The sequence below is a fragment of the Streptomyces sp. SA15 genome (genome assembly GCF_002291145.1).
GTDB lineage: Bacteria > Actinomycetota > Actinomycetes > Streptomycetales > Streptomycetaceae > Streptomyces.
In genome coordinates, this window is record NZ_NTGE01000210.1 from 25,423 (window position 1) to 52,208 (window position 26,786).

Below are 26,786 nucleotides of genomic sequence, written 5' to 3' on the forward strand. Positions count from 1 at the left end.
GCGCGTTCGCCCGAGCGTCAGCCCTGGGCCGCGTACTGCACGAAGGCGGCCCACCTTGTCGTGGCGAAGGCAAGTTGGGCGCGGGAGGGGGCCTTGGAGTCGCGGACGTGGACGGTACCGGGAGCTGCGGCGACCTCGACGCACTCGCCGCCCTCGTTGCCGCTGTAGCTGCTCTTGAACCAGGCGAGTCGGGCGGATTCCGCAGTGCTCATCGTTCCCCCAGCAAGTCCTCGATCAGGGTGAGGGACTCCCGCATGGTGAGCGCCTGTGCCCTGATGCTGCCGTACCGTGCCGCCAGGATACGTACTTCCTCAGGGTCCGTGATCAGTCGGCTGGAGTTCTGCGCCTCGGTGTATCCCATCTGGGCTTTTCCCTTCGGCGTGAGGAGCACGAAGGGGCCACCCATCCCAGCGTGCTCCAGGCGCTCCGTGGGCATCACCTGGAGTTCCACGTTGCGCAGCCGTCCGAGCTTGAGCAGTTGTTCCAGCTGCTCGCTGTGGGTTTCCCTTCCGCCGAGGCAGCGGCGCAGCACCACCTCCTCAATGACGGCGGTGACCATGGGCGGAGGCCAACCGGTCAGGATCTCCTGACGGGCCATTCGCGAGGCCACCCGCTGTTCGATGGTCTCCTCGTCCAACAGGGGCTTGCGCATCTCGTACAGTGCGCGGGTTCGCCGCTCGGTCTGCAACAGGCCAGGGACGTCATGGTTGTTGTAGAAGTTGATCTCGACGGCTTCTCGCTCCAGCCGCGCGTAGTCCCGGAACCAAGCCGGATGCCGAACCCTCGCCTTCGCCTTGGCCTTCTCCACGTCCTCGATCGTGGCCTTCAACAGGCCACCAGCACCCAGCAGTTCATCCGCCGCCGCCAGGAACTCCGGTTGCGGGGTACGTCTCCCCCGCTCAAGCGACGAGATCAGGTCCTCGCTGTACCCGAGCCGCTCCCCCAGCTCCTTCTGTGTGAACTCGGCCCGCTCCCGAAGTACCTTGACCTGTTTGCCAATCGCCCGGTTCAGGTCGCTGGCCTGCTCGCCCTCGTCGTACGTCTCCTGCGGCTCCGTCACCGTCATCCCACACCCGCCCTGCTGTCGTACACGCCCCAACCAAGTCACGGCCGACACCCCGTACGAGATACCGTCCGTGTCGGTGCACGCACCCTCCGTACCGGAAGATTCCCTGGTCAGGGTAGAGCGAGCCGACCACGCTCGGTGACATGAAGTCAGAAATCTCCACCCCGCAATCCGCTCCTGCCGCTCCGCAGTCCACCCGCCGCTTCACCCAACTCCTCAGTGCCACCCCGCGCGGCGCCCGCCTCGCCCGGCTGCTGGCCGTGCAGCAGCTCGCCCAGTGGGGCTGGCCCGAGACCTGCTCGGTCAGTGAGTCCGCGGCCATGGTCGTGGCCGAACTGGCCACCAACGCGGTCACCCATGGGCGGGTGGCGGGCCGAGGATTCCGGCTCTCCCTTGTCGTCGAGGGCCTGGACACGCTCCGTATCGAAGTGACGGATTTGCGAGGTGATCGGCGCCCCCTGCCTCGTACCACCCCGCCCACCGAGGAAGAAGCGGGGCGCGGGCTGCTGATCGTCGGCTCGCTCGCTACGCGGTGGGGTAGCGAGGCGTGGCCGCCGGCCGGGAAGACGGTCTGGGCTGAGATCCCTCTTGCCTATGCCGTTCGCCCCGGCGATCGGGCCAACGTCAGGAACGTCAGGGCGAAGTGATCAAGCGGGCGCGCAGCATTCGGCTGACCTGGTCCGAGCGTTCCAGGAGGGTGGTGCGGACCACGGGGGCGGCGTCCTGGGACATCTGTTGGGCCTTTTCGATGTACGTGGGGTCGATGGCGTGCGGTGGGAAGAGGCGGCCCGTGTACACCATCGCTGGGATCATCCCGCCTTCGTGCAGGTGAGGGATCGAGTCCAGGTAGCGCTGGGCGTAGGGGGTCAGTAGGGCGTCCTGGGCGGGGCGCCAGAAGGCCGCTGCCACTTGGGCTACCGAGCTGACGGGGACCGCGCGGTCCACGGCCAGCTTCTGCCAGACCTCTGCCTTCGTGGCGGGGTCGGGCAGGGCGGCTCGTACGGTGAGGGCGCGGGTCCAGGCGTCGGGGTCCGGGTCGCGTTCGAGCAGCGATGCGGCTTCGGATGCGACGTCGCCGCCCAGTTCCGCCTCGCGGACCAGCGCGCGCCAGTGCAAGTCCACGTCGTCGCCCGCCTGTTCGCGGAGCCAGGTCAGGTCGTCGGCGTTCGTCGCGGTGCGGGCCAGACCGCGCAGTGCGACCTGGCGGCGGCCGGGGTTCGTGGCGAGGCGGCGGCAGGTTGCCGCCACCGCCGCCGTCAGGTCGGCGCGTTCGCCGGGCGGCGCCCAGAGTTCGGCGATGTTCGCGGCGAGGGTCAGATAGGGCTCGATCACGGCGTCGGATGTCTCGGCCGCCAGGACCGCGGTGAGGCACCGTCCGGCTTCCGCCGCCGTGGCCTCGCCGGTCGTGAGCATGTCCCATACGGTGGCGGCGGCCACGCCTCGGGAGATGGCCGTGGGCAGTTGTGCCGCCATATGGAAGAGGGCGTCCCTGGTCGTGGGGTCCGGGCGGGTTGTGGCGAAGGTCAGGTCTTCGTCGTTGATCAGCAGGGCGTCGATGTCCGCCGCGGGCGGGAGGCTGGTGACCGGAGTGCGGGGCTGCGTCACCTCTACCCGCACCAGCGCCCTGCGTTCCAGTGCTTCGCCGTTCCTGCCGTACGCGCCCACCGCCAGCACCTGCGGGCGCGGGGTGCCGGCGGCCACCAGCGTGACCGTCTCGCCGTCACGCTCCAGTGAGAAGCGGTCGGTGCCCGCCGTCGCCAGCCAGGCCGTGCGCCAGGCGTCCAGGTCGCGTTCGCCGGCCTCGGAGAGGGCGTCGATCAGGTCCTGGAGTGTGGTGTTGCCCCATGCGTGGCGGGCGAAGTAGGCGGTCATGCCGGCCCTGAAGCGCTCTTCGCCTACGTACGTCATGAGCTGTTGGAGGACGGAGGCGCCCTTCGGGTACGTGATGTTGTCGAAGATCGACGCGGCCTGGGCGACGTCGTGGATGGGCTGGTGGATGGGGTGGGAGACGGGGCCCTGGTCGGACAGGTACGCCGTGAGCTTGTCGCCCACCAGGTGGCCCGCCCACGCGTCGGTGTACCGGGTGGCGCGCTCGGCCGCCCAGTGGCAGGCGAACTCCGCGAACGCCTCGTTCAGCCAGAGGTCGTCCCACCAGCGCATGGTGACGATGTTGCCGAACCACATGTGCGCCATCTCGTGCAGCAGCACCTTCGCGAGCAGCTCGCTCTCGGCGGGCGTCGGCGTGGCCCGCCGCAGGAACGCGTCGGACCAGGTCACGCAGCCGTAGTTCTCCATCGCCCCGCCGAACTCGGGCACGAACACCTGGTCGTACTTGCGCTGCGGGAACGGCATCGCGAAGGCCTCGCCGAAGAAGGCGAGGCCCTGGCGGGTGAGGGTGAAGATCTCGTCGGCGTCGCGGTCGAGGATCGGAGCGAGGGAGCGGCGGGCGTAGAGGCCGAGGTCATGGCCGTCGGCCTCGCGGCGGATCTCGTGGAAGGGGCCCGCGTTGACGACGGTGTTGTACGTCGAGAGGGGTGGGGTGTCGGGGAAGGTCCAGCGGCGAGCAGAGCCCAGTTCCTCGACGCGTGCCTCGCCGGAGTTGCTCGTGACCGTCCATGCGGGCGGGGCCGTGACGGTGAAGGCGTGCGGGGCCTTGAGGTCGGGCTGGTCGAAGCACGCCCAGACGAACCGGGCCTCGTCCGGTTCGAAGCTCATCCACACGTAGACCTCGCCGTCCGCGGGGTCGATCGCTTTGCGCACGCCCTCGCCCGTGGCCGTGTCTGCCTGGACGCTCTCCACCCGCAGCACGTTGTGCTCGGCCAGGGCGGGGAGGGAGATACGGCCGTCACCGGTGGGGGTGAGGGCGATGCCGTTCAGCGTGGCGCTCCGTACCTGTGCCGCGCAGTCCACGAAGGTCTCCGCGCCCGGCTCGCGGCAGGTGAAGGTCACGGTGGAGACGCATCGGATGTCCGGTCCGTCGGGCAGTGCGGTGAGGTCGATGTCCACGTCGTACCGCTCGACCGTCAACAGCGCGGCCCGGCGCTCGGCTTCTGTACGGGTCAGGCTTCGGATCTCCATGTGTCCTCCCTCGGCAGACAGCGGACGTCAGCGTACGACGGAGATCGCCGGTGATCGCAGGCGTTTTTCGGGCCCCTATGGCCCCCATGAACCCATGGCCCCCCCATGACCCCGCCATGACCCCGCCATGACCCCATGACAGCTATGACCGGCCCAGGGCGGACAGCCCGGCTGCTCGGGCTCCTACCGGACTCTTACTCCCGTCTCAACTCCCCACCCACGCCAGATGGTTAGGTTTGCCTACGCTAAGCCCACCTTGGCCGGAATGTGGCCGTGTCGGGGGCGTCCGTGGCGTGCCCGAGGGGAGTTCTCTGGTGTGGGACAACGCGCTGCCGAGTTTTCTGATCGGGCTGCGTGAGGGGTTGGAAGCCGGACTGATCGTTTCCGTGCTGGTGGCCACTCTCGTGCGGGCCGGTCAGCGGGCGCGGCTGCCGCATGTGTGGACCGGGGTGCTGGCCGCCGTTGGTGTGTCCATGGGGTTCGGGGCGGTGCTGACCTTTACCTCCACCGGGCTTTCCGGGCAGGCTCAGGAGGCGTTCGGTGGTGTGCTCAGTGTTGTCGCCGTCGCCTTTGTGACCGGCATGGTGTTCTGGATGCGTCGGTCGGCTCGGGGTTTCTCCGGGGAGATCAAGGAGAAGGTCACTGACGCCCTGGGGGCCGGGCCGGGTACGGGCGCGGGCTTGCTGGTCGTCATCTCCTTCCTCGCCGTCGGGCGTGAAGGGTTGGAGACCGCCCTGTTTCTTTGGACCACGGGGCAGGCCGCCGGGGAGTCCGCCGGGCCGCTCGTTGGTGCGGGGGCGGGGCTGGTGTTGGCCGGTGGGGTTTGCTGGGGGCTGTATCGGCGTGTGCTTCGGCTGAATCTGACCCGGTTCTTCACCGTCACCGGCGTCGCACTCGTCGTGATCGCGGCCGGGGTGCTCGGTTATGGGATGCGCGATCTGCAGGAGGGGGGCTTGCTGCCGGGGGCGGGTGCGTACGCCTTCGATTGGTCGGGGAGTGTCGATTCCGGGTCCTGGTACGCCACGTTGGTCAGCGGCACGCTCAACCTGACCCCGCAGATGACCTGGCTGCAGGTCACGGCCTACGGCTCCTATCTCGCCGTGGTCTTGGCGCTGTTCGTACGGGGAGTGCGAGGAGTGCGGGAAGTGCGGGGAGTGCCAGGGGTGCGCGGGGTCCGTGCCGCACGCGTGCCTGCTGCGGGCGTCCCGGCTCCGTCCACCCCCGCGCCCGCACCCGGACCCGTACCCGAACCACCCGCCCCGCGACGCCTCCCCCGCTGGGTAGTCCCCACGGCCGCCCTTGCCGTCCCCGTCCTCCTCGCCGGCATCCTCGTGGCCGTCAGCGGCGACAAGCCCCCTGCCACCACCGTCACCGTCTCCCCGGCCGACTGCGGCAAGGGATTCGCCGCCCCGGCGCCCGGACGCCGGTCCTTCCAGGTGCGCAACACCGGGCGGAGCACCGTCGAGGCGTACCTGATCGATCCGGCCACGGCTGCCGTCTACGGCGAGGTCGAGGGCGTCGCGCCCGGTACGACCCGTGCCCTGACCGCCACGATCGGCAGCGGGAGTTACGCCTGGCGTTGCGTGCCGGCCAGTGGCAAGGCCGTCACCTCCGCCGCCGTACGGGTTACGGGTGGCGGTGCGGAGACGGCCGTACTGCCGGTGAGCGAGAAGGATCTCGCCGCACCCCTCGCCTCATACCGTGCCTACGTCCAGAAAGGGTTGACCCGCCTGCTGGCCCAGGTCCGGACCCTGCAGCACGACATCGACGCCGGGCGCCTCGGCCGCGCCCGTGAGGACTGGCTGACCGCGCATGAGGAGTACGCCTCGCTCGGGGCCGCCTATGGCACGTTCGGGGACTTCGACGCGAAGATCAACGGGACTACGGCCGGGCTGCCCGGCGGAGTGGAGGACGCCGGGTTCACCGGATTCCATCGGGTCGAGTATGGGTTGTGGCATGGTGGGTCGGCCTTGTCCCTGCGAGCGCCTGCCCGGCGGCTCAGCTTCGACGTCGCCGGGCTGCGGCGGGACTTTCCGCACCAGGACTTCGATCCGGGCGATCTGCCGCTGCGTACCCACGAAATTCTGGAGGGCACCCTCCAGCAGGAGCTGACCGACGCCACCGACTACGGCAGCGGCACCAACCTGGCCACCGCCGAGGCCAACATCAAAGGCACCCGGGTTCTGCTCGGGCTGTTGCGGCCGCTGATCGAGCGTCGGGATCCGAAGGTGCTTACGGCCGTGGACAGTTGGATGCGGCGTACGGAGCGGGTTGTGCTCTCCGCCCGCCGCAAGGACGGCGGCTGGTCCCCCGTCGGCAGCCTTTCCGCCGCGACCCGCGAGCGGCTCGACGGGGCCATGGGGCAGCTGCTGGAGGAACTCGCCCCGATTCCCGATCTGTTGGAGATCCGCAAGGCCGCCTGAGCCCCGACCACGCCCCATATAAGAGAGGACCCCACCACCGATGACGTCCCAGCAGCCCGGCCCCACCCCGGGGCCCGAGGGCGCCTGCCCCACCGGCCGCGGCCGTCGTACGTTCGTCAAGACCGCCCTCGGTGTCGGCGTTGCCGGGGCGGCCGGGTTCGCCGGGGGCGAGCTCACCGGCAGGGGGACCGCCGCCGCCGCGGAAGGCGACACGGCCGCAGGCAGCCCGGTGCCCTTTCACGGCGTCCACCAGGCCGGCATCACCACCCCGCAGCAGAACGCCGCCGCCTTCGTCTCCTTCGACGTCATCGCCGAGAACCGTGGCGAGCTGGCCGATCTGCTGCGCACCCTCACCACCCGGGCCCGCTTCCTGACCACCGGCGGTGCCCCCGAGGACCTGGGCGTCGGCGCCCCTCCCTCCGACAGCGGCATCCTCGGGCCCGACATACCCGCCGACGGTCTGACCGTCACCGTCGGCCTGGGGGCCTCCCTCTTCGACGACCGCCACGACGGCGACGGCGACGGCCACGGCGACCGCTACGGCCTCGCCGCCGCCAAACCCCGGAACCTCACCCCCATGCGCACCTTCCCCAACGACGATCTCGACGCCGCCGAGTGCCACGGCGACCTGTCCCTCCAGATCTGCGCGGGCCACTCCGACACCGTGCTGCACGCGCTACGCGACATCGCCCGGCACACCCGGGGTGCCATGCAGGTCAAGTGGCGTATCGACGGTTTCCAGAACCCCTCCCGGCCGTCCGGCGCGCAGCGCAACCTCCTCGGCTTCAAGGACGGCATCGCCCATCCCGACACCTCCTCCGCGCGCGAGATGAACAGGCTGGTGTGGGTGACCGGGGCCGACGGCGAGCCGTCCTGGGCGGTCGGTGGGAGCTACCAGGTGATCCGGATCATCCGGATGCGGGTGGAGTTCTGGGACCGGGTCTCGCTCACCGAGCAGGAGCAGATGATCGGCCGGCGCCGTGACACCGGCGCCCCGCTCGACGGTGCCCGGGAGACCGACACGCCCCATTACGCCAAGGACCCGCACGGCGAGGCGATCCCGCTCGACGCTCATATCCGTCTCGCCAACCCGCGTACCGCCAGGACGGATTCCTCGCGCATCTTGCGGCGCGGCTACAACTACGACCGGGGCGTCGACAAGGTCGGCGACCTCGACATGGGGCTGGTGTTCTGCTGCTACCAGCAGGACGTCAAGCGGCAGTTCGAGGCCACGCAGGAACGCCTCATCGACGAGCCCCTGGTCGACTACATCACCCCCACCGGGGGCGGCTACTTCTTCGCTCTGCCCGGCGTGCGCGACCGCTCCGACTGGTTCGGCCGCTCGCTGCTGGGACTGGGCTGACCACCGACGCCGGCCCGCCTCAGCAGCCGCCTCCGGACGCGGTGGTGGCCGGGCCGCCGATCTGGAGGGTCTGGACGGTGGCGGGGGCGCAGCAGCCTCCGCCGGACCGCTCGGCGTTCTCCGAGTTCTCCGGCTCGTCGAACAGGCCGGCGCCGCCGCAGACTCCGGTCTCCGGGAGGGTCAGCTCCACGCGTTCGGCCGCCTCCTGGTCGCCGGCGAGTGCCGCCGTGATGGAGCGGACCTGCTCGTAGCCGGTCATGGCGAGGAACGTGGGTGCGCGGCCGTAGGACTTCATGCCGACGAGGTAGATGCCCTGCTCCGGGTGGGAGAGCTCCTTCACGCCGTGCGGGTAGACCGTGCCGCAGGAGTGGACGTTGGGGTCGATGAGCGGGGCGAGCGCGGTCGGGGCCTGGAGGCGCTCGTCCAGGCCGAGGCGGATCTCGGAGAGGAAGGACAGGTCGGGGCGGAAGCCGGTCAGGACGATGACCTCGTCGACCGGGTCCAGGTGGCGGCCGTCCTCGGCGACGAGGACAAGCCGGTCCCCTTCCTGCTCCACAGCCTGTGTACGGAATCCGGTCACGGCGGAAGCGTGCCCGTCTTCCACGGCCGCCTTGGCGCGCAGGCCCAGAGCGCCACGAGCCGGGAGCTGGTCGGCCTCGCCGCCGCCGTACGTGTCGGCGCCCAGGCCCCGGCGCAGGATCCACACCGCGTGCGTGCCGGCCTCCTCCTTCGCCAGGTCGGCCAGGTACGCGAGGGCCGTGAAGGCGGAGGCGCCGGAGCCGACGACCGCGGTGCGCTTGCCGGCGTAACGGGCGCGTACGGCGGGGTCCTTGAGGTCGGGGACGCGGTAGGAGATGCGGTCGGCGCAGGCCTTCTCGCCCAGGGCGGGCAGGCCGTTGGCGCCCAGCGGGGCCGGGCCGGACCAGGTGCCGGACGCGTCGATGACCGCGCGGGCGGTGATCCGCTCTTCACGGCCCTCCGTCGTCCGAATGTGCACCGTGAACGGCTGCTCCTCGCGGCCGGAGTCGACGATCCGGTCGCGGCCCGCACGCGCGACGCCGGTCACGGTCGTGCCGTAGCGGACCTTGTCGCCCAGGACGTCGGCGAGCGGCTGGAGGTAGTGCTCCGCCCAGTCGCCGCCGGTGGGGTACGTCGTGCCGTCGGGGCGTACCCAGCCGGTCGGGGCGAGCAGCTTCTCGGCGGCAGGGTCGGTGACCTCGGACCAGGGCGAGAACAGGCGGACGTGCGACCAGTCGCGTACGGCCGTGCCGGCGGTCGGGCCCGCTTCGAGGACCAGGGGGTCGAGGCCGCGTTCAACCAGGTGGGCCGCTGCGGCCAGGCCGACGGGGCCGGCTCCGATGATCACGGTCGGGATGGGGGTGCTGTCACTCATCGGGCACTGTCCTCCACGCATCGGCGTCCTGCATCGATGTCCATCGATACAAGACCGACCTTGCCTCGCGCATCGACGGATGTCAATATCGACACATGTCGAATTCGCATGTGGTGGAGGTGGAGCTTCCGGTCGTCGACGCCCCGGCGGCGGCCCCCTGCTGCCCGCCCCTCACCGAGCGTCCCCTCACGATCGAAGAGGCGGAGCGGACCGCGCGGATGTTCAAGGCGCTCGGCGACCCCGTGCGGCTGCGGCTGTTCTCGCTGGTCGCCTCGCACGCGGGCGGTGAGGCGTGCGTGTGCGACATCTCCGACGTCGGCGTGTCCCAGCCGACGGTCTCCCACCATCTGAAGAAGCTCAAGGAGGCCGGGCTACTGACCTCCGAGCGGCGGGGCACCTGGGTGTACTACAAGGTCGAGCCGTCCGTGGTGGCCGCGCTCGGCGGGGTCCTCAGCGGCATCCGCGGCTGAGGACCCCAAAGCCCCATACAGGGCTGTCACATGAAAGGCCCGTTCAGGGCTGTCACATGTCGGTGGCGTCCACCACCGCACCGAGGTCGACGAACTTGAAGCCGGTCGCCGTGCGCGTGCCGCCCTCTCCGTCCGGCACCTCGGGGGTCTCGTGGCCGTCCTGGACGACGAGCAGGCCGCGCGGGAAGCGGGCGCCGAACGAGGCGTTCACCACGGCGGCTCCGTCGCACTCCTCCACGCCGTCGAGCGTGGTCGTCGCGGCGCCGATCCGGAAGCCGCCCTCGTACTCGTTACTCTCGCTCACCTCACGGTCGTACAGCGCGAAGGTGTTGTCGCCCTGACTGGAGGCCATCAAGTAGCCGTCGCCGTCCTGCTCCTGATAGATCGTCAGGCCCTCGACGTCGGCCGACAGCCGCGTGCCGCCGTAGCCGGGGTCGGCGCCCGGCGTGCACTCCTCGGTCGCCTCGTCGTACGTACCCGGGACGCCGTACTCCTTGGTCTTGTCGATGAGCACCGGCTTGGTGGTGAGGTCGGCGCGCAGCCGCCAGATGCCGATGTCCTCCTGGCCGGCGTAGAGCGTGCCGGTGGCCGGGTCGACGACCATGCCCTCGATCTGCGGGAGCTCGCCGGGCTCCAGGCAGGGGGTCCAGGAGGTGCCGTTCGGCAGGCGGAAGGAGGAGGGAAGGTCGAGGGTGCGGACCTTGCGGTAGCCGACCGTGCCGTTCGCGGTGGGGACGAGTTCGAGCAGGGCGAGGCGGGTGCGCTCGCGCTGGCTCGCCAGCGCGTAGGTGCGGCCCGTGGACTTGTCCTTCCAGGTGGCCACGCCGTACGCCGTGTGCTGGTCGTTGATCTCCGTCTGGTCGGCGGAGAAGACGGGGGCGGCGGCCGGGTCCGTGATGTCGGTCAGCGGGCCGCCGGGGCGGGAGGGGTCGATGCGGTAGATCCGCAGGCGGTCGTTGCCGCGGTCGCTCACCACGGCCACGTCGGCGAGGCCGGTCGAGGTGCGCTGGCCGGAGACCAGGTCGACGTTGTTGAAACGGCCCGGGGCGTCGTCCTCGGCCGGTGGCTTCGGGGCGGCCAGCGACTGCACGAGGCGGGCGTCCAGGTCGTAGACGCGCAGGCCGCCCTCCTTGGCGGTGGCTACGACGAGGCTGCCGGCCGGGTCGGCGGGGTTGCGCCAGATCGCCGGGTCGTCGGCGTCGGAGTTGCCGCCGGCCTCGTCGTCGTAGAGGGCGGCGGTCTCGCTGGTGGCGGTCACCGTCGGCAGGTCGGCCGCCCCGGCCGGGGACGCTGCGAGGAGGGTGGCCAGCGCGGTGCCCGAGGCGAGTACTGCGGCTCTGCGCGCGGTGCGGGACGTTCTCACAGGTGCTTCCTTACGTTCGAGGACGCGGGGGGCGGCACGCAGATGGTGCGCGGGAAAGGTTGCCTACAGGAGGACGTGATCTGTACATGCCGCCACGGGAGGTACGACAGTGCGAGGGGGCGTACGACAGTCCGACGGGAGGTACGACAGCGGGGGGCGTGGGAAGGTACGACAGCGGGAGAGGGCGTACGACAGTGCGTCAGTGTCGGACGGAGTACGGAGTGTCGGACGGAGGTCCGAGTGCCCTACGGAGTACCGAGTGTCGTCCGGATCGCGCAGTCAAGCTGCACGCCGCCGCTTTGCGGCGCATGGTGGTGGCATGGATGAGCACCCGCCCGTGATCGTGCTCCCGCCCTCACCGGACGGTGGGCGGGAGGTGACGATCCACGGCGAGCGCGCGGGCACCGCGTACAGCCTGTTCGACGTGATGGAGTACCTGCACCGCGCGGGCCTGCCCGCCGAGGACATGGCCATCGACGACCCCGAGCTGATCGAGTGGCGCGGCGGGGGGCCGTACGACTGGAACGGCAGCACATAGCCCCGAGCGGCCGGAGCACCTCACAGCCGCCCCACGCCCGAATCGCGTACGGGAGCGGGTGTGGCGGGTGGTGCGGCCTGTGGGCGGGGCCAGCATGCCCCTGTACCTGTGGCACATGGTGCTGTGGCACATGGTGCCTGTGCTTGTCGTCGCCGCCGCGTTCTATCTGACCGGACTCGCGCCCGAGCCGCGCTTCGGGTCCGTGGCGTGGTGGGGGCTGCGGTTCCCCGTGCTGCCCGCGCTGGGGATGGCGGCGGGTCTCGCGCTGGTGCTGCTTTCGGGACGGTGGCGGGCGGGAGCGTGTCCGCCCCATCGGCCGGAGGGCCCGCAGCACGCTCTTGAGGAGGCCGCCTGACGGCGCGTCGGCCTGCCCGACCGACGGGAAAGGGGCCGTGTGACAAGATGCTCCGGCCAAGCCCCGCCAGAAAGGGACGATTTCCATGTCCAGGGTCGAGCTGACCACGAACTTCGGCCGCATCGTTCTCGAGCTCAACGACGCCGAGGCCCCCAAGACCGTCGAGAACTTCCTGACGTACGTCCGCAACGGGCACTACGACGGCACGATCTTCCACCGGGTGATCCCTGGCTTCATGGTCCAGGGCGGCGGTTTCACCCCCGACATGGTGCAGAAGCCCACCATGGCGCCGGTGCAGAACGAGGCCGACAACGGCCTGAAGAACAACGCCTACACGGTGGCGATGGCGCGGACCAGCGACCCGCACTCCGCGACCGCGCAGTTCTTCGTCAACGTCTCGGACAACGACTTCCTCAACTTCACGGCCAAGAGCCCCAACGGCTGGGGCTACACCGTCTTCGGCCGGGTCACCGAGGGGCAGGACGTCGTCGACCGGATCACACAGGTGCGGACGGGCAGCAGCCGCGGCCACCAGGACGTTCCCACCCAGCCCGTCATCATCGAGGGCGCGAAGGTCCTCGGCTGACGGACCGACAGGGCTGACGGGACCTGCGGCCGCGGAGTCGTCGTTCGCGCGGTGCGCAGGTCACGCGGTCCGATTGCCGGCTGCGGTCTTCTTCGCCGTTGATTTCCTGGCCGTGGACTGCTTCGCCGTGGACTGCTTCGCCGCTGACTGCTTCGCCGTCGACTTCTTCGCGGCCGTGCTCTTGGCGGTGCTCTTCTTCGCCGTGGTCTTCGATGCGGCAGTCTTGGATTCGGCAGTCTTCGATGAAGCGGTCTTCTTCTCCCCCTGCGCCGACTTCGCCGTCGACTTCTTCGCGGAGGCAGTCGTCTTCTTGGCGGCCGTCTTCTTCGCCGTCGACTTCTTGCCGCCCGCCTGCTTCGGTGTCGCCCGCGACGGCTTGCCCGCCGGAAGGCGTCTGACCTCCGCGGGTTCCTCGGCCGGCTCCTCCCCGCGCGACTCCTTCGCCTCCCGCACGCTCTTCTCCAGCGCGGCCATCAGGTCGAGGACCTTGCCCGCGCGCGCCGGCTCGGGCGTCTCCGGCAGGGCCTCCCCGGCCGCCTTCGCGGCGACGACCTCCTCCACGGCCTCGCGGTACTCGTCGTGCAGTTCGTCGAGGTCGATCTCGCCGAGGGTCTCCATGAGGGTGTCCGCGAGGTCGAGCTCCTTGTCGTTGACCGTGACGTCGGTGTCGGGGGCGACGCCCGAGGGGTCGCGGACCTCGTCCGGCCAGAGCAGTCCGTGCAGGGCGATGGCGTCGCCCACCACCCGCAGCATGCCCAGGCGCTCCTTGCCCCGGAGCGCGAACTTGGCGATGGCGACCTTCTGGCTGCGCTTGAGGGCCTCGCGCAGGAGTGTGTACGGCTTGGCGGCAGCGGCGCCGCCCGCCTCGAGGTAGTACGCGGCGTCCATCTGGAGCGGGTCGATCCGGTCGGCCGGCACGAAGGCCACGATCTCGATCGTCTTGGCCGTCGGGAGCGGCAGGTGGGCCAGGTCCTCGTCCGTGATCGGGATGATCGTGCCGTCGGCGTCCTCGTATCCCTTGCCGATCTCCGCCTGGGAGACCTCCTGGTCGTCCAGCTCGCAGACCTTGCGGTAGCGGATACGGCCGCCGTCCTCCGTATGGATCTGGCGGAAGGAGATCGAGTGGCTCTCCGTGGCGTTCACCAGCTTGATCGGGATGCTGACCAGGCCGAACGAGATGGCGCCGTTCCATATGGATCGCACGTGCAGCACCCTTTCGATCGCTTTGTGATGGATCACCACGAGTTACTACAGTTTCCGGCCAAATATCTGGGATTCTCATCGTATGACGCCGATCACAGAGGTGGAGGGGCGAAGGCTCGCGCTCAGCAATCTGAAGAAGGTGCTGTATCCCGCGACCGGGTTCACCAAGGCCGAGGTGCTGCACTACTACGCGACCACCGCCGAGGTCCTGCTGCCCCATCTGCGTGACCGGCCGGTGTCCTTCCTGCGCTATCCGGACGGGCCCGACGGCCAGGTGTTCTTCACCAAGAACGTCCCGCCCGGTACGCCCGACTGGGTCACCACCGCCGAGGTGCCCCGGTCGGAGGGGCCGGCCCGGATGGTGCTGGTGCAGGATCTGGCGAGCCTGATCTGGGCGGCGAACCTGGTCACCGAGTTCCACACCCACCAGTGGCTGGTCGACGCGCCCGGCGAGGCCGACCGGCTGGTCTTCGACCTCGACCCCGGGCCGCCGGCGACGATCGTCCACTGCTGCGAGGTCGCGCTCTGGCTGCGGGAGCGGCTCGCGGCGGACGGGATCGAGGCGTACGTCAAGACCGCCGGGTCGAAGGGGCTGCACCTGCTGGCAGCCGTACGGGGGGCTTCGTCCGATCAGGTGTCGGAATACGCCAAGGAACTCGCCGTGGAGGCGGAGAAGGCGATGCCCCGGCTGGTCCTGCACCGGATGACGCGGAGCCTCAGGCCCGGAAAGGTGTTCGTCGACTGGAGCCAGAACGCCGCCCGCAAGACGACGGCCACGCCCTACACGCTGCGGGCCCGGGCGCAGCCGCTGGTGTCCGCGCCGGTGACGTGGGTCGAGGTCGAGGACTGCGGGGCGCCCGCGCAGCTGACGTTCCAGGCACCGGACATCGCACCCCGCCTACAGGACCACGGCGATCTGCTGGCCCCGCTGCTCGATCCGGAACGCGCGGGGCGGCTGCCCTGAACACCCCGCAGGCAGCTCACCGCTGCTGAAGGTCACACCCGGCTGCTGAAGGTCACACCCGCGCCCACGTATGCCGGTCCCGCGCCATCGCGTGCAGTGCCTCCACGTCCGCCGGTTTCAGCACGCCGCCCAGCCGGGCCAGGTCCTCGACCTCCGTGTCCGTGATGATCCGGACCTCGCGCGGCGGGGCGGTGAGCGACACGGCGCTGGGGCCGACGAGGGCCAGGACCGGGTGGACCTCGGCCGTCAGGGCGTAGGAGGCACGGTCGGCGTCGGCGCGGACGCGGCGCAGCAGCGGGCGCGGTTCGCGGCGGCCCGGCGTGACCATGGGGTCGGCGACCGTGACCCGCTGCTTGCGCGCGTACAGGGTGTGGACGGCGAAGAGGCCGCCCGGGCCGATCACCAGGTGGTGGATGCGGTCGCCGCCGGGGAGCGGTATCGAGTGCAGGGCGTGCCAGCCCGCGCGGTCCAGCCCGTCCAGGGCCTCTCCGACCGCCTGCTCGGCCGCCAGCGCCCGGCGGCGCGGGTCGGGGCGGAGCCGGTGCGTGGGGCCCGGATCACGGTCCAGGGCGATCAGGAGCGCCTCGCCGGGGCGGTTGGGCGCCAGGTCGTCGTCCGGGTGGAGGGAGAGCCGGGCCAGCTCCGCCGGGTTCGGCACCGGGGGCGGCCCGACCGCCACCGGGCCGGTCAGGAAGGGTCCGAGTGCGTGGAGTACGTCGTCCTTGAGGTCCTCGCTCAGCAGGTTGACCCGGGCCGCCTCACGGTCGTACCAGGCGATGTTCCTGCCGTCCGTGAGGCAGACGTACAGCCGTTCCTGACCGTGCCGCCAAGTCGGTACCACGCGCAGTCCGCTCATGCAGCATCACCCCAGACCATGGGAACAGGCGGGACGCTCCCGGGGCAAGGAGCCGGGTCACCTTTGAGGCCGACTCCCGCCGGGTACCTATGGATGAGTTGGCAGGGCCTTGGGGAGGCGCCGTTGCGGACGCGCAGGAAGCAAGCCGACGTACCCGCTCCGGACAGCCCGTGGAACGAGATCGTGCCCGGGCTGTGGATGGGCGGGCACGAGTTCCGGGGGCGGACCGGGGCGGTGGAGTTCGCCGTCGTGCGCGACGAGTTCGACGTCGTGCAGACCCTGCTGAGGCTGCCGGGGCATGGGCCGGACGCCGACGTGGAGCACCATGTGTGGCCGATTCCCGACGGGCCGCTGGACGGTACGCAGCTCGCGGGGGTGATCCGGCTGGCGCGGGCCGCGTGCGAGGCGCTGGACGGGGGCCGCAGGGTCCTCGTCCGCTGTTACCACGGCTACAACCGCTCGGGCCTGGTCGTCGCGCACGCCCTGATCCAGCAGGGCAGCTCCGCGGACGAGGCGATCCGGCTGGTCCGGGACCGGCGCTCGCCCTGGGCCCTGCACAACGAGCTCTTCGTCGAATACCTGCGGGCCGGACTGCCGACGGCTCGGCTGCTGGAGGAGCTTGCCGAGTAAATCGTTTCTGCCCCTGACAGGCCCCGGAGCCGCTCAGTCCTCCGCCGGTCCGCAAAAAGGACTTCGTGCGGAATAAGGTGTACGGGCCGCCGACCACCCCGTCCCGAGTCGCCCCGCCCCACCCCGCCCCACCCCGCCCCGCCCCGAGCCGCCCAGCCCCGCCCCGAACCGCAGGAGCACCGTGCCCCCCAGACCCGTCCGGACCGCCTCCACCGTCGCCCTGCTGCTGGCGACCCTGGCGGCCCTGACGGCCTGCGGTGACACGGGCGGGCTGCGCGGCGCGGGGCCGACGCCGACCGCGATCAGCCCGGACAAGCTGTGGCCGGGCCTGCCGCCGGTGTCGAGTCCGGCCTTCGAGATCGGCGAGGTGAACACCGAGGTCATCAAGGGGATCGCCGTACCCGGCGACGACATCCGCGAGGTGGACCCGGTCGCGATCGTGCGCAAGGAGGTCACCGCGAGCCCGGGCGACTACGGCTCCGATTCGCCGTACCACGAGACCGGCAGCCGGATGGCCGAGTGCGGCGAGGGCGCGGGGAAGGGCAGGTGCCCGGTCCTCCAGCCGTACTACCGCGACCTGACCGGAGACGGGCGCGACGACCTGACGCTGGGCTTCCGGCAGCTGCCCGGCAAGCTGACGGCCGTACGCGTCTACACCGTCGACAAGCACCGGCTCACGCAGGTCATGGCCTGGGAGGACGCCATGAGCGGGGTCGAGCTGGCCGGGCGGTCGGTGATCATCCGCTCGCCGTCGGAGGTCGCCGGGTACGAGTACCGGCTCCAGTGGACCTGGGACCGGCAGCAGAAAGCGATGCTCCTCACGCACGACGAGATGCTGCGCACCGGCCCGCGCAAGAAGACACCGTCCCCCACACCGACCTCCGCCCCGCCCCCCTCCCCGTCCCCCTCCGCGAGTGGCCGATGAGGCTCGCGCTCCCCCGGTGGTCCGGCACGCTCGCCGTGAAAGCCGCCGTCTTCATCACCGTGATGTGCTGCGCGCTGGCCGCGCTGCTCGGCGTCCTCGTGCACGTCTCGGTGACGAACCAGACGGTCGGCCAGGCACGCGAGCTCGCCCTGACCAAGCTGACGGAGGCGACGGCGGCGTTCGAGGCGGGGGACACGCTGACGTGGGGCGCCGGCGTCGACCCGCCGGGCCTGCCCGAACCGCTGCGCGAACTCGCGGCGGCCGGAGAGCGCGGCACGATGGTCGGCGAGCACCACGGGCGCCCCACGATGTGGGCGGCGGGCCCGGTCGACGGCGGCCGTGCCCTGGCCGTGGAGGTCGACTACTCGCAGGGCGAACGCACCATCGACGGCCTGGACCGGGCCATCGTCTGGTCGTCGGCGCTGGCGATCGGGGCGACCCTGATCGTGGGCGCGTTCGCGGTGACCCGGGTGACCCGGCGGCTGCACACCACCGCGCGGGTGGCCCGGCGGATCAGCGCGGGCGACCTGGACGCACGCGTCGACGACCCCCGTACGAAGCAGCCGACGCGCCCGCAGGACGAGGTGGCCGCGGTCGCCGCCGCGCTGGACTCGATGGCCGCGTCGCTGCAGGGCAAGCTCCTCGCCGAGCAGCGCTTCACCGCGGACGTGGCGCACGAGCTGCGCACCCCGCTGACCGGTCTGCACGCGGCGGCCGAGCTGCTGCCGGCGAGCCGGCCGACCGAGCTGGTCCGGGACCGGGTGGCGGCGCTGCGCACGCTGACCGAGGACCTGCTGGAGATCTCCCGGCTGGACACCGGGCGGGAGCGGCTGGAGCTGGACACCGAGCATCTGGGCGCGCTGGCCGAGCGGGTGGTGCGGGCGTCGGGGACCGACACCGAGGTGGACGTCGTACGGGATGTGGCGGTGGAGACGGACCGGCGGCGGCTGGAGCGGGTGCTCGGCAATCTGGTGGCGAACGCGCACCGGCACGGGCGGGCGCCGGTGGTGCTGACGGTGGACGGGCCGGTGGTGACCGTGCGGGACCACGGGGAGGGCTATCCGGACTACCTCGTGGAGCACGGGCCGCAGCGGTTCCGCACGGAGGGCGGCGCGAGGGGGCATGGGCTCGGGCTGACGATCGCGCTGGGGCAGGCGGAGGTACTGGGCGCGCGGCTGACGTTCCGCAACGCGGCGGACGGCGGAGCCCTGGCCACCCTGACGCTCCCTCAGTCTCCTCCGTCGGGGGGCGAGTTCCCCGATGGCCCAGCGTGACGCGCGGCCTACCCGAAAGTACCCCTAATGTGGCGATTAGTCAGGTTTCGCCTCATGCACGGAGGTACCCCCATGTCCCTGCTCTCCCGCCTCGCCATAGCCGTGGCCGCCGGCGCCCTTGCCTTCGCCACCGCAGCCACCCCCGCCGTCGCGAGCGTCGAGGGGGAGGACGACCCGGTCCTCAGCAGCCAGAAAGACTTGAGTGAGAGCGGCGGCACCGACCAGAGCGGCGGCACCGACCAGAGCGGCGGCATCGAGCAGAGCGGTGGCACCGACAACCAGGGCGACCACCGCAATCCACGCCTCTACAAGGGCCGCGTCACCGCGAGCACGCTGGCGCTGCGCAGCGCGCCGAACCGCGGCTCCCGGATCATCCGGTACGCCCTGCGCGGCGACATCGTCACCATCTTCTGCAAGACCACCGGCCAGTCCATCCAGGGCAACCGCCACTGGTACCTCCTCACGGACGGCACCTGGGCCTGGGGCTCGGCCCGCTACATCGCCAACATCGGTCCCACGCCTCGTTGGTGCTGAAGACCAAGGCGAAGGCGGAAAATACGCACTATTTGGGTAAGTTCCGGACATGACCAAGGCCGGAATCACCATGGTGCGAGCGGGCACCCCCGCTCCCGTCGCACGCCTCCCACGGCGCCGTGGCATCGAACTGGCCCTCATCGTCTTGGCCGTATTCCTCTCCGTGTACGGCTACTGCGATGTCGGCCTGGCCAAGAACGGCACCGTCCCGCCCGGCGCCGCCGGCTACGGCGCCGGGCTCGGCGTGCTCGCGCTCCTCGCGCATCTGGCGGTGCGTTTACGCGCCCCGTACGCCGACCCCCTCCTGCTCCCGATCGGCGTCCTGCTCAACGGCCTGGGCCTGGTCCTGATCTACCGGCTGGACCTGGAGACGCCCGACGACCGGGCGGCCCCCACCCAACTCATGTGGTCCACGCTCGGCGTGGCCCTGTTCATCGTGGTGGTGCTCCTGCTGCGCGACCACCGGGTCCTGCAGCGCTACTCCTACGTCTGTGTCGCCGCCGCCCTGGTCCTGCTCACCCTGCCGATCCTCTTCCCGGCGGTGAACGGCGCCCGCATCTGGATCCGGATCGCCGGGTTCTCCATCCAGCCGGGCGAATTCGCGAAGGTGCTGCTGGCGGTGTTCTTCGCCGCGTACCTGGCGGCCAACCGCAACGCGCTGGCGTACGCGGGCCGCAGGGTCGGGAGGTTCACCAGGATGCAGCTGCCCACCGGCCGCGTCCTCGGCCCGATCGTCGCCGTCTGGCTGGTGAGCGTCGGCGTGCTGATCCTGGAACGCGACCTCGGCACCTCGCTGCTCTTCTTCGGCCTGTTCGTGGTCCTCCTCTACGTCGCCACCGGCCGCACCGGCTGGATCACCGTCGGACTGCTGCTGGCCGCGCTGGGCGCGGTCGCCGTGGGCTGGCTGGAGCCGCATGTGCACGGCAGGGTCGAGGACTGGCTGCACCCGATCGCGTCGATCGAGGCGGGCGAGGGACCGAACCAGCTCGCGCAGTCCCTGTTCGCCTTCGCGGCGGGCGGCATCCTCGGCACCGGCCTCGGCCTCGGCCACTCCATCCTCATCGGCTTCGCCGCCAAGTCGGACTTCATCCTGGCCACGGCGGGCGAGGAGCTGGGCCTGGCGGGCCTGGGCGCGATCTTCCTCCTCTACGCCCTTCTCGTCGAGCGCGGCTACCGTGCGGGCCTCGCCCTGCGCGACCCCTTCGGCCGACTGCTCGCGGTCGGGCTGGCGTCGATCGTGGCGCTTCAGGTGTTCGTGATCGCGGGCGGGGTGACCGGCCTGATCCCGCTGACCGGCATGGCGATGCCGTTCCTGGCGCAGGGCGGCTCGTCGGTCGTCACCAACTGGGCGATCGTGGCGCTGCTGATCCGGGTCAGCGACTCGGCCCGCGGCCAGTACGACGGGCAGGTGGCCCCGTGACCCCCGAGGAGCCGTCTTGACACGCTACATCCGGCACGCCGCCTGCTTCTGCGCCCTGCTGCTCGTGGCCCTCCTGGTCAACGCCGCCCGCATCCAGGTCTTCCAGGCCCGGTCCTACGACGACAACCCGGCCAACCGCCGCACCAGCATCGCCCGCTACGGCCAGCCGCGCGGCGACATCCTGGTCGGCGGCGAGCCGGTCACCGGCTCCCGGGACACCGGCGAGCAGCTCCGCTACGAACGGACGTACGCCGACGGCCCGTTGTACGCGCCCGTCACCGGCTTCGCGTCGCAGGAGTACGGGACGACCCTGCTGGAGCACGCCGAGGACGGCATCCTGTCCGGCACGGACCCGATGCTCTCGCCGCTCCCGCTGTGGAACGACTTCACGCGCTCGCAGAACCCGGGCGGCCACGTCGTGACCACCCTCAACCGGGCCGCGCAGGAGGCGGCGTACGACGGGCTGGGCGACCGCAAGGGCGCGGTGGCGGCGATCGAGCCGTCGACCGGGCGGATCCTGGCGCTGGTGTCGACCCCGTCGTACGACCCGGCGGCGCTGTCCGGGAACGACGCGGCGGTGGGCCGGTCCTGGGCGCGGCTGAACCGCGACGCCGACAAGCCGATGCTCAACCGGGCTGTGCGCAAGACCTATCCGCCGGGCTCGACCTTCAAGGTGGTCACCGCGGCGGCCGCGCTGGACGCGGGGGTGATCAAGAACCTCGACGCGCCGACCGACTCGCCGGACCCCTACCGCCTGCCGGGGACGCGGACGAGGCTGACCAACGAGTCCGACGGCTGCGAGGACCTCTCCCTGCGGGAGGCCTTCAAGTGGTCGTGCAACACGGTGTTCGCGAAGCTGGGGGCGGACGTGGGCGTGGCCGGCATGACGGCCACCGCACAGGCCTTCGGCTTCAACGACACGGCCCTGCGGATCCCCTTCTCGGTGGCGCAGAGCACCTTCGACACGACCGTGGACAGGGCGCAGCTGGCGCTGTCGTCCATCGGCCAGTACAACACGCGGGCCACGCCGCTCCAGATGGCGATGGTCGCGGCGGCGGTCGCGAACGGGGGGCAGGTGCGGCAGCCGTACCTGGTGGAGCGGACGACCCGGGCGAGCGGCGTCACGCTGACGACGGCCGGCTCGCGCCCCGTGCGGCAGGCGATGCAGCCGTCGACGGCCGCCCGGATGAGGAAGCTGATGGAGGAGGTGGTGAGGAAGGGCACCGGCAAGAAGGCCGCCATCCCCGGCGCCACCGTCGGTGGCAAGACCGGCACCGCCCAGCACGGCCTCGGCAACTCCGGCACGCCGTACGCCTGGTTCGTCTCCTGGGCGCGGGGCGACCGCCACATGGAGGCCAAGGTCGCCGTCGCGGTGGTGGTGGAGGACGCGGAGGCGGACCGCGGGGAGATCAGCGGTGGCGGGGACGCGGCGCCGATCGCGCGGGCGGTGATGGAGGCGGTGCTCGGTTCAGCGGGCGGGCGGTGATGGAGGCGGGGCTAGGGGGTGTTTTGAAAGTCCCGTGCGGTGCCCGCGGTGTCCGGTGCGTGCCCTCGGCGTGCCGGACGAAGGCCCTCGTAGCGGAGCTACTTGGGCCTTTGGCCGGTGCGGCGAGGGTGCGTGCCGGGCGCCGCGGGTGCTGTGCGGGACTTTCAAAACACCCCCTAGGTTCATCGGGCGGCGGCCGCGGTTGACACCTCCTGGACCAGCGAGCTCGGCAGGGCCACGTAGGCCGTCACGCCCGAGCCCTCGGTCGGCCGCAGCTCGACGTGTGCGCCGAGGCGGGCGGCGAGGGCGCCGACGACGTGGTGACCGAGGAACCGGGTGGGTGCCTTGAGGAAGGAGGTCCGGCCGGACAGCAGGGCGTTGGCCTCCGCCATGCGCTCGGCGGTCATGCCGATGCCCCGGTCGAGGACGGCGAGGCAGTACTCGCCGCCGTCCCGCCAGCCGTAGACCTCGACGGGCTGCTTCGGCGGGCTGAACATCAGCGCGTTCTCCACCAGCTCCGCGAGCAGGTGGGAGAGTTCGGCGACGCAATGGCCGCGGACGCGGCACGGCTCGACTCCGGCCACGGCGACGCGCCGGTACTGCTCGACCTCGGAGACGGCCGACTGCACGACCTCGTGCACGGCGACCGTTCCCCGCCAGACGCGGGCCGGGGACTCCTCGCCCGCCAGCACGAGCAGGGACTCGGCGTTGCGCCGCATGCGGGTGGCGAGGTGGTCCAGTTCGAAGAGCTCGGAGAGCGCGTCCGGGTCGAGTTCCTGGCTCTCCAGGGTGGTGATCAGTCCGAGCTGGCGGTTGAGGAGCGTCTGGTTGCGGCGGCCGAGGCTCGCCAGGGACTCGGTGCTGTTGCGGCGCAGGACGGCCTGCTCGGCGGCGAGGTCGACGGCGGTGCGCTCGACGTTGCGCAGGGCGGCGGCCAGACGGCTGATCTCCCGTGCGCTTCCGGGAGGCTGGGGCTTGTGTGGTTCCTCGGGGAGAGGGGTGTCGGGGTCGGCCTGCTGAATGTGCCGGACCACGGCGGGCAGCCGGGCGCCGGCCACCGCGTCCGCCTCGTCGGCGAGGGCGCCCAGCGGGCGGGTGATGGAGCGGGCCGAGAACACGGCGAGCGCGGTGGCCACGGCGAGGATGAGCCCGCCGAGGGCGAGGAAGCCGACGAGCTGGCGGGTGGCCGCGTCCCCCGTCTCCTCCGCCCGGGCGCCCACATCGTCGCCGACCTGCTTCTGCACGTCGTGCAGATCGTCGACGAGGGTCGTCATGTCGGCCCACCAGCGGGCGGGGGCGACGGTGAGGGCGGAGCCGTCGGCACCGCGTTCGGCCTGCTGCTCGTAGCCGGTGACGCGGCGGGCGGCGGCGGTCGCGAAGGCGTCGTCGAGGGCGGGCTCCTCGTCGCGGGTGGCGAGTTGGCGGAACTGGTCGATGGCGGCCACGCGGATGGCGCGGATCTCGGTGAAGTCGAGGTACTCGCCGGAGCGGAACCGCCCGGCGGCGAACACGCCGTTGAGGGAGCCTCGTTCGAGGGCGACGGCCTCCGTGGCGCGGGCCAGCGCCTGGAGCGCCTGCACGCCCTGGGCGATACGGCGGTCGCCCTCGGGCGCGCCGGCGGACTCGGCGTCGATCAGGGCGGTGACGGCCTTGGTGTAGGTGTTCAGGGTGGCGGCGCGGCCGGCGGTCCCGGCGTCGACGTCGACCCGGGTCTGCGTGAGCGCGGCGAGAGGCGCCTCGGCGGTGTCGAGGGCGGACACGGCGGCCCGCGGCAGATCACCGCTCTCTTCCGAGAGCGCCGCTCTGAGCGCCTCCCGCGCCTCGTCGGTACGGCCCCGCTGGGCGCGCACGTCGTCCCGGTACTCTTCGGCACCGCCCAGCAGCCCGTTGGTGAGCCCCCGTTCGCGCTGCACCTCCCGGACGAGATCCTGCACGCGCAGCAGGACGCCGACATGCGCCTCGGTCGCGCCGGCGGCGGACCAGTCGGCGGCCCGGTCGGCGGCGCCGATCCCGATCAGGGCGAGCAGCAGGCAGGTCGGGACGGCCAGCACGATGGCCATACGCCCGCGGATGGAGCTCCAGCCGGGCAGGGCGGGCGCCCGCAGGGTGGAGCGGAGGATGGTCGGTACGTTCCCCGTCATGCCCGTCGAGACTACGGGCGGGCCGGTCAGAGGACGGTTTCCCGCCCGTAAGACGGCGGTACACAGGTACTCACGTGCAGGCCGGGCCCACTGTGATCCGGCCGCCGGAACCAGCTCTCCTTGGACATCCGTCATATACCGATAGCCCGGCGGGACCTTCCGACCCTTGGACATACCGTGACCCAGCAGCCCCTGTCAGCCCATGTGATTCTCACTCCGCAGACGCCCCCGGCCGACGCGACGGCGTGGATCGTCGCGGCGATGCTGCCCGCGCCGGAAAATGTGGTGCGGGTCAGCGCGTTCTTCACCGAACGCGGCTTCGAGGTGAACGACCTTCAGGGCATCAGCCTCACACTGACCGGCCCTCGCTCCGCCTACGCGGAGACCTTCGGAGCGGAGTTAAGGGTGTCGGAGAGGGGCGAACTGCCGCTCGGCCGACTCCCGCACGAGATCGCGGAGTGCATCGACGCCGTCGTGTTCCCCGAACCCCCGGACTTCGGACCGACGTCCTCCTGATTCGCACCGGCGCCCTGCCAGTCATGGCCAACAAGTCACGCGGAAGGGATTGACGGCCTTGCTGACAAGCAGTCTCATAAATCCCGGACGATGTGACCCCGGGTAACGAGGTGAATCAGCCATGACGACCCTGACGGAAGCCGACGCGCTCGACGGGCTGCGTGACGCGCTCGGTCTGCTCAAGGACCGGGAGCAGGTGGCAGAGCGGCTGCTCGCCTCTTCCGCCAAGCACTCCTTCGACCCGGACAAGGAGCTGGACTGGGACGCGCCCCTGGAGGAGGGCAAGTGGTTCTGGCCGCCGGAGCTGGTGTCGCTGTACGACACCCCGATGTGGAAGCGGATGAGCGAGGAGCAGCGGATCCTGCTGTCACGGCACGAGGCCGCCGCGCTCGCCTCGCTCGGGATCTGGTTCGAGATCATCCTGATGCAGCTGCTCGTGCGGCACATCTACGACAAGGCGGCGACGAGCGCGCATGTGCGGTACGCGCTCACCGAGATCGAGGACGAGTGCCGGCACTCGAAGATGTTCGCCCGGCTGATCAGGCACGGCGGGACGCCCTGGTACCCGGTGAGCCGGCCGCACCAGGCCCTCGGTCGGCTGTTCAAGACCATCTCCACCACGCCGGGTTCCTTCACGGCCACGCTGCTCGGCGAGGAGGTCCTGGACTGGATGCAGCGGCTGACCTTCCCGGACGAGCGGGTGCAGACGCTGATCCGGGGCGTCACGCGGATCCACGTGGTGGAGGAGGCACGGCATGTGCGGTACGCCCGGGAGGAGCTGCGGCGGCAGATGGTGACGGCGCCGAAGTGGTCGCAGGAGTTCACCCGGGTCACCTCCGGTGAGTTCGCCCGGGTGTTCTCGGTGGCGTTCGTAAATCCCGAGGTCTACACGAACGTGGGACTGGACAAACGGGAGGCCATGGCGCAGGTGAAGGCGAGCGGGCACCGCCGGGAGGTCATGCGGACGGGGGCGAAGCGGCTGACCGACTTCCTGGACGACATCGGGGTGCTGCGGGGCGTGGGGCGGCGGCTGTGGAGGTCGTCTGGCCTGTTGGCCTAGCGTGTGACGTGGGCCGGGGCCGATACGCTGCTGGTCATGACCCCCCAGGCCCCCGCGTACCGCCGCCTGAGCGTCGAGGAACGCCGCAGCCAGCTCCTCGACGCCGCCCTCACCCTCTTCGCACACCGCGTGCCCGAGGACGTGTCGCTCGACGACGTGGCGGAGGCGGCCGGGGTGTCGCGGCCCCTGGTGTACCGCTACTTCCCGGGCGGCAAGCAGCAGCTGTACGAGGCGGCCCTGCGCTCCGCCGCCGAGGAGCTCCAGCAGTGCTTCGACGAGCCCCGCGAGGGCCCGCTCCTCCCCCGGCTCGCCCGCGCCCTGGACCGCTACCTCACCTTCGTCGACCAGCACGACGCCGGTTTCAGCGCGCTGCTGCAAGGGGGCAGCGTCGTGGAGACCTCCCGCACGACGGCCATCGTGGACGGCGTACGGCGGGCCGCCGCCGAGCACATCCTGCGGCATCTGCAGGTCACGGAGCCCGGTCCCCGGCTGCGGATGACCGTCCGTATGTGGATCACGGCGGTCGAGGCGGCCTCCCTCATCTGGCTGGACGAGGACAAGCAGCCGCCCGCCGACGAACTGCGGGACTGGCTCGTCGAGCAGTTCGTGGCGGTCCTGTCGGTGACCGCGCGCCGCGACCCGCAGACCTCGGCGCTGGTCGAGGCGCTCGCGGAGGACGTCTGAAACGACCGGCGGGGAGGATGCCCGGGACAACGGGCACCGGCGGAGGACGCCCGGGACAACCGGCAGGATGCCCGGGACAACCGGCACCGGCGGAGGACGCCCGTGACAACCGGCTCGGCGGCCGATGGCTGACACTGGTGCCGTGAAGAGCGAAGACACCCCCTTCGAGGGCGGCCCCATGGACGGCCGCGTGCTGCCCGTACTGCTGGGCCCCACCGGGCACCCGCCCAAGACGTACCGCATCCCCGTCCCGGACGCCGCCGGCGGCCCGCCCACCGTGCTCGTCTACCGCCGCGTGCCGCGCGGGCACAGCAAGCTGGGCTTCCAGCAGGGGTGGAAGTACGAGTACGACCCCGAGGGCAAGCGTGGGAGCAAGCTCAGGTGGCCCTGGTCCAAGCCGGACGCCGGGCCGGTTGGCAAGCCGGGCGACACCGATGGGTGACCTCGTTGCGCCGAAC

26 protein-coding genes are annotated in these 26,786 nt (G+C 71.2%); 18 read left to right on the forward strand and 8 right to left on the reverse strand.

Annotation, left to right across the window (positions count from 1 at the left end; translation table 11 throughout):
- Window positions 1–17: 17 nt before the first annotated feature.
- Window positions 18–212 (reverse strand): DUF397 domain-containing protein, encoded by a 195-nt coding sequence (locus CLM62_RS44560; RefSeq protein ID WP_095755611.1) that lies wholly within the window; start codon window positions 210–212, stop codon window positions 18–20.
- Window positions 209–1,066: a helix-turn-helix transcriptional regulator gene (locus CLM62_RS44565; RefSeq protein ID WP_095755612.1), complete on the reverse strand. Its 858-nt coding sequence runs from the start codon at window positions 1,064–1,066 to the stop codon at window positions 209–211. Before CLM62_RS44565 ends, CLM62_RS44560 begins: the two co-directional genes overlap by 4 nt.
- Before the next feature lie 143 nt (window positions 1,067–1,209).
- Between CLM62_RS44565 and CLM62_RS44570 the strand changes: the two genes are divergently transcribed.
- On the forward strand, window positions 1,210–1,713 hold the full coding sequence (locus tag CLM62_RS44570) for an ATP-binding protein (RefSeq protein WP_095755613.1): 504 nt from the start codon (window positions 1,210–1,212) through the stop codon (window positions 1,711–1,713).
- On the opposite strand, the gene pepN is transcribed toward CLM62_RS44570, so the two are convergent.
- A complete protein-coding gene (gene pepN, locus CLM62_RS44575) occupies window positions 1,700–4,144 on the reverse strand; it encodes an aminopeptidase N (protein WP_095755614.1) in 2,445 nt (814 codons plus the stop codon). The genes CLM62_RS44570 and pepN overlap by 14 nt on opposite strands.
- A 314-nt stretch (window positions 4,145–4,458) precedes the next feature.
- Between pepN and efeU the strand changes: the two genes are divergently transcribed.
- Both efeU and efeB read left to right on the forward strand, forming a co-directional pair.
- On the forward strand, window positions 4,459–6,567 hold the full coding sequence (gene efeU / locus CLM62_RS44580; RefSeq protein ID WP_095755615.1) for an iron uptake transporter permease EfeU: 2,109 nt from the start codon (window positions 4,459–4,461) through the stop codon (window positions 6,565–6,567).
- Window positions 6,568–6,607: 40 nt separating this feature from the next.
- Window positions 6,608–7,930 (forward strand): iron uptake transporter deferrochelatase/peroxidase subunit, encoded by a 1,323-nt coding sequence (efeB, locus tag CLM62_RS44585; protein WP_095755616.1) that lies wholly within the window; start codon window positions 6,608–6,610, stop codon window positions 7,928–7,930.
- 19 nt (window positions 7,931–7,949) lie between these two features.
- Here efeB and CLM62_RS44590 read toward each other — a convergent pair whose 3' ends face one another.
- Window positions 7,950–9,323 (reverse strand): FAD-dependent oxidoreductase, encoded by a 1,374-nt coding sequence (locus tag CLM62_RS44590; RefSeq protein ID WP_095755617.1) that lies wholly within the window; start codon window positions 9,321–9,323, stop codon window positions 7,950–7,952.
- A 95-nt stretch (window positions 9,324–9,418) separates the two neighbouring features.
- On the opposite strand from CLM62_RS44590, the gene CLM62_RS44595 reads away from it, so the two are divergent.
- The gene (locus tag CLM62_RS44595; protein ID WP_095755618.1) at window positions 9,419–9,793 is read left to right on the forward strand and encodes a helix-turn-helix transcriptional regulator; all 375 of its coding nucleotides are present in this window, start codon (window positions 9,419–9,421) and stop codon (window positions 9,791–9,793) included.
- 52 nt (window positions 9,794–9,845) lie between these two features.
- Here CLM62_RS44595 and CLM62_RS44600 read toward each other — a convergent pair whose 3' ends face one another.
- Window positions 9,846–11,156 carry a phytase gene (locus tag CLM62_RS44600; RefSeq protein ID WP_095755619.1) on the reverse strand — a complete coding sequence of 437 codons (1,311 nt, stop codon included), beginning with the start codon at window positions 11,154–11,156 and terminating at the stop codon, window positions 9,846–9,848.
- A gap of 319 nt (window positions 11,157–11,475) precedes the next feature.
- Here CLM62_RS44600 and CLM62_RS44605 point away from each other — a divergent pair, with 319 nt between their 5' ends.
- The 3 genes from CLM62_RS44605 to CLM62_RS44615 all read left to right on the forward strand — a co-directional run bounded on the left by CLM62_RS44605 (window position 11,476) and on the right by CLM62_RS44615 (window position 12,635).
- Window positions 11,476–11,694 (forward strand): hypothetical protein, encoded by a 219-nt coding sequence (locus CLM62_RS44605; RefSeq protein WP_095755620.1) that lies wholly within the window; start codon window positions 11,476–11,478, stop codon window positions 11,692–11,694.
- 94 nt (window positions 11,695–11,788) lie between these two features.
- On the forward strand, window positions 11,789–12,049 hold the full coding sequence (locus CLM62_RS52505) for a hypothetical protein (RefSeq protein WP_257004455.1): 261 nt from the start codon (window positions 11,789–11,791) through the stop codon (window positions 12,047–12,049).
- A gap of 85 nt (window positions 12,050–12,134) precedes the next feature.
- Window positions 12,135–12,635: a peptidylprolyl isomerase gene (locus CLM62_RS44615; RefSeq protein ID WP_095755621.1), complete on the forward strand. Its 501-nt coding sequence runs from the start codon at window positions 12,135–12,137 to the stop codon at window positions 12,633–12,635.
- A 60-nt stretch (window positions 12,636–12,695) separates the two neighbouring features.
- On the opposite strand, the gene CLM62_RS44620 is transcribed toward CLM62_RS44615, so the two are convergent.
- The gene (locus CLM62_RS44620; protein ID WP_257004458.1) at window positions 12,696–13,847 is read right to left on the reverse strand and encodes a Ku protein; all 1,152 of its coding nucleotides are present in this window, start codon (window positions 13,845–13,847) and stop codon (window positions 12,696–12,698) included.
- A gap of 73 nt (window positions 13,848–13,920) precedes the next feature.
- On the opposite strand from CLM62_RS44620, the gene ligD reads away from it, so the two are divergent.
- Window positions 13,921–14,802, forward strand: coding sequence for a non-homologous end-joining DNA ligase (ligD, locus tag CLM62_RS44625; protein WP_095755622.1), 882 nt, complete (start codon window positions 13,921–13,923; stop codon window positions 14,800–14,802).
- Window positions 14,803–14,854: 52 nt separating this feature from the next.
- On the opposite strand, the gene CLM62_RS44630 is transcribed toward ligD, so the two are convergent.
- Entirely contained in the window at window positions 14,855–15,658 is an 804-nt protein-coding gene (locus CLM62_RS44630; protein ID WP_095755623.1) for a nuclease-related domain-containing protein, read from the reverse strand.
- 123 nt (window positions 15,659–15,781) lie between these two features.
- On the opposite strand from CLM62_RS44630, the gene CLM62_RS44635 reads away from it, so the two are divergent.
- The 6 genes from CLM62_RS44635 to CLM62_RS44660 all read left to right on the forward strand — a co-directional run bounded on the left by CLM62_RS44635 (window position 15,782) and on the right by CLM62_RS44660 (window position 21,927).
- Window positions 15,782–16,288, forward strand: a complete 507-nt coding sequence (locus CLM62_RS44635; protein ID WP_179382486.1) for a dual specificity protein phosphatase family protein — start codon at window positions 15,782–15,784, stop codon at window positions 16,286–16,288.
- A gap of 181 nt (window positions 16,289–16,469) precedes the next feature.
- A complete protein-coding gene (locus CLM62_RS44640; protein ID WP_095755624.1) occupies window positions 16,470–17,213 on the forward strand; it encodes a hypothetical protein in 744 nt (247 codons plus the stop codon).
- The gene (locus CLM62_RS44645; RefSeq protein ID WP_095755625.1) at window positions 17,210–18,487 is read left to right on the forward strand and encodes an ATP-binding protein; all 1,278 of its coding nucleotides are present in this window, start codon (window positions 17,210–17,212) and stop codon (window positions 18,485–18,487) included. Before CLM62_RS44640 ends, CLM62_RS44645 begins: the two co-directional genes overlap by 4 nt.
- Before the next feature lie 72 nt (window positions 18,488–18,559).
- Window positions 18,560–19,021 (forward strand): SH3 domain-containing protein, encoded by a 462-nt coding sequence (locus CLM62_RS44650; RefSeq protein WP_095755626.1) that lies wholly within the window; start codon window positions 18,560–18,562, stop codon window positions 19,019–19,021.
- Between the two features lie 49 nt (window positions 19,022–19,070).
- Window positions 19,071–20,441, forward strand: a complete 1,371-nt coding sequence (locus CLM62_RS44655) for an FtsW/RodA/SpoVE family cell cycle protein (protein ID WP_179382487.1) — start codon at window positions 19,071–19,073, stop codon at window positions 20,439–20,441.
- 16 nt (window positions 20,442–20,457) lie between these two features.
- Complete coding sequence (locus CLM62_RS44660) at window positions 20,458–21,927, forward strand: penicillin-binding transpeptidase domain-containing protein (protein ID WP_095755627.1); 1,470 nt, start codon at window positions 20,458–20,460, stop codon at window positions 21,925–21,927.
- 182 nt (window positions 21,928–22,109) lie between these two features.
- On the opposite strand, the gene CLM62_RS44670 is transcribed toward CLM62_RS44660, so the two are convergent.
- The gene (locus CLM62_RS44670) at window positions 22,110–24,068 is read right to left on the reverse strand and encodes a nitrate- and nitrite sensing domain-containing protein (protein WP_179382488.1); all 1,959 of its coding nucleotides are present in this window, start codon (window positions 24,066–24,068) and stop codon (window positions 22,110–22,112) included.
- A gap of 177 nt (window positions 24,069–24,245) precedes the next feature.
- On the opposite strand from CLM62_RS44670, the gene CLM62_RS44675 reads away from it, so the two are divergent.
- The 4 genes from CLM62_RS44675 to CLM62_RS44690 all read left to right on the forward strand — a co-directional run bounded on the left by CLM62_RS44675 (window position 24,246) and on the right by CLM62_RS44690 (window position 26,770).
- Window positions 24,246–24,584: a hypothetical protein gene (locus CLM62_RS44675; RefSeq protein WP_143659265.1), complete on the forward strand. Its 339-nt coding sequence runs from the start codon at window positions 24,246–24,248 to the stop codon at window positions 24,582–24,584.
- Window positions 24,585–24,705: 121 nt separating this feature from the next.
- Window positions 24,706–25,644 (forward strand): diiron oxygenase, encoded by a 939-nt coding sequence (locus CLM62_RS44680; protein ID WP_095755630.1) that lies wholly within the window; start codon window positions 24,706–24,708, stop codon window positions 25,642–25,644.
- A gap of 36 nt (window positions 25,645–25,680) precedes the next feature.
- A complete protein-coding gene (locus CLM62_RS44685; protein WP_095755647.1) occupies window positions 25,681–26,328 on the forward strand; it encodes a TetR/AcrR family transcriptional regulator in 648 nt (215 codons plus the stop codon).
- A 142-nt stretch (window positions 26,329–26,470) separates the two neighbouring features.
- On the forward strand, window positions 26,471–26,770 hold the full coding sequence (locus tag CLM62_RS44690; protein ID WP_095755648.1) for a hypothetical protein: 300 nt from the start codon (window positions 26,471–26,473) through the stop codon (window positions 26,768–26,770).
- Window positions 26,771–26,786: the final 16 nt, after the last annotated feature.

Bases quoted from the DNA above. Each gene is read 5' to 3' on its own strand.
- CLM62_RS44560 (WP_095755611.1), bottom strand. From the start codon at position 212: ATGAGCACTGCGGAATCCGCCCGACTCGCCTGGTTCAAGAGCAGCTAC.
- CLM62_RS44565 (WP_095755612.1), bottom strand. From the start codon at position 1,066: ATGACGGTGACGGAGCCGCAGGAGACGTACGACGAGGGCGAGCAGGCC.
- CLM62_RS44570 (WP_095755613.1), top strand. From the start codon at position 1,210: ATGAAGTCAGAAATCTCCACCCCGCAATCCGCTCCTGCCGCTCCGCAG.
- pepN (WP_095755614.1), bottom strand. From the start codon at position 4,144: ATGGAGATCCGAAGCCTGACCCGTACAGAAGCCGAGCGCCGGGCCGCG.
- efeB (WP_095755616.1), top strand. From the start codon at position 6,608: ATGACGTCCCAGCAGCCCGGCCCCACCCCGGGGCCCGAGGGCGCCTGC.
- CLM62_RS44590 (WP_095755617.1), bottom strand. From the start codon at position 9,323: ATGAGTGACAGCACCCCCATCCCGACCGTGATCATCGGAGCCGGCCCC.
- CLM62_RS44595 (WP_095755618.1), top strand. From the start codon at position 9,419: ATGTCGAATTCGCATGTGGTGGAGGTGGAGCTTCCGGTCGTCGACGCC.
- CLM62_RS44605 (WP_095755620.1), top strand. From the start codon at position 11,476: ATGGATGAGCACCCGCCCGTGATCGTGCTCCCGCCCTCACCGGACGGT.
- CLM62_RS52505 (WP_257004455.1), top strand. From the start codon at position 11,789: ATGCCCCTGTACCTGTGGCACATGGTGCTGTGGCACATGGTGCCTGTG.
- CLM62_RS44615 (WP_095755621.1), top strand. From the start codon at position 12,135: ATGTCCAGGGTCGAGCTGACCACGAACTTCGGCCGCATCGTTCTCGAG.
- ligD (WP_095755622.1), top strand. From the start codon at position 13,921: ATGACGCCGATCACAGAGGTGGAGGGGCGAAGGCTCGCGCTCAGCAAT.
- CLM62_RS44630 (WP_095755623.1), bottom strand. From the start codon at position 15,658: ATGAGCGGACTGCGCGTGGTACCGACTTGGCGGCACGGTCAGGAACGG.
- CLM62_RS44645 (WP_095755625.1), top strand. From the start codon at position 17,210: ATGAGGCTCGCGCTCCCCCGGTGGTCCGGCACGCTCGCCGTGAAAGCC.
- CLM62_RS44650 (WP_095755626.1), top strand. From the start codon at position 18,560: ATGTCCCTGCTCTCCCGCCTCGCCATAGCCGTGGCCGCCGGCGCCCTT.
- CLM62_RS44655 (WP_179382487.1), top strand. From the start codon at position 19,071: ATGACCAAGGCCGGAATCACCATGGTGCGAGCGGGCACCCCCGCTCCC.
- CLM62_RS44670 (WP_179382488.1), bottom strand. From the start codon at position 24,068: ATGACGGGGAACGTACCGACCATCCTCCGCTCCACCCTGCGGGCGCCC.
- CLM62_RS44680 (WP_095755630.1), top strand. From the start codon at position 24,706: ATGACGACCCTGACGGAAGCCGACGCGCTCGACGGGCTGCGTGACGCG.
- CLM62_RS44685 (WP_095755647.1), top strand. From the start codon at position 25,681: ATGACCCCCCAGGCCCCCGCGTACCGCCGCCTGAGCGTCGAGGAACGC.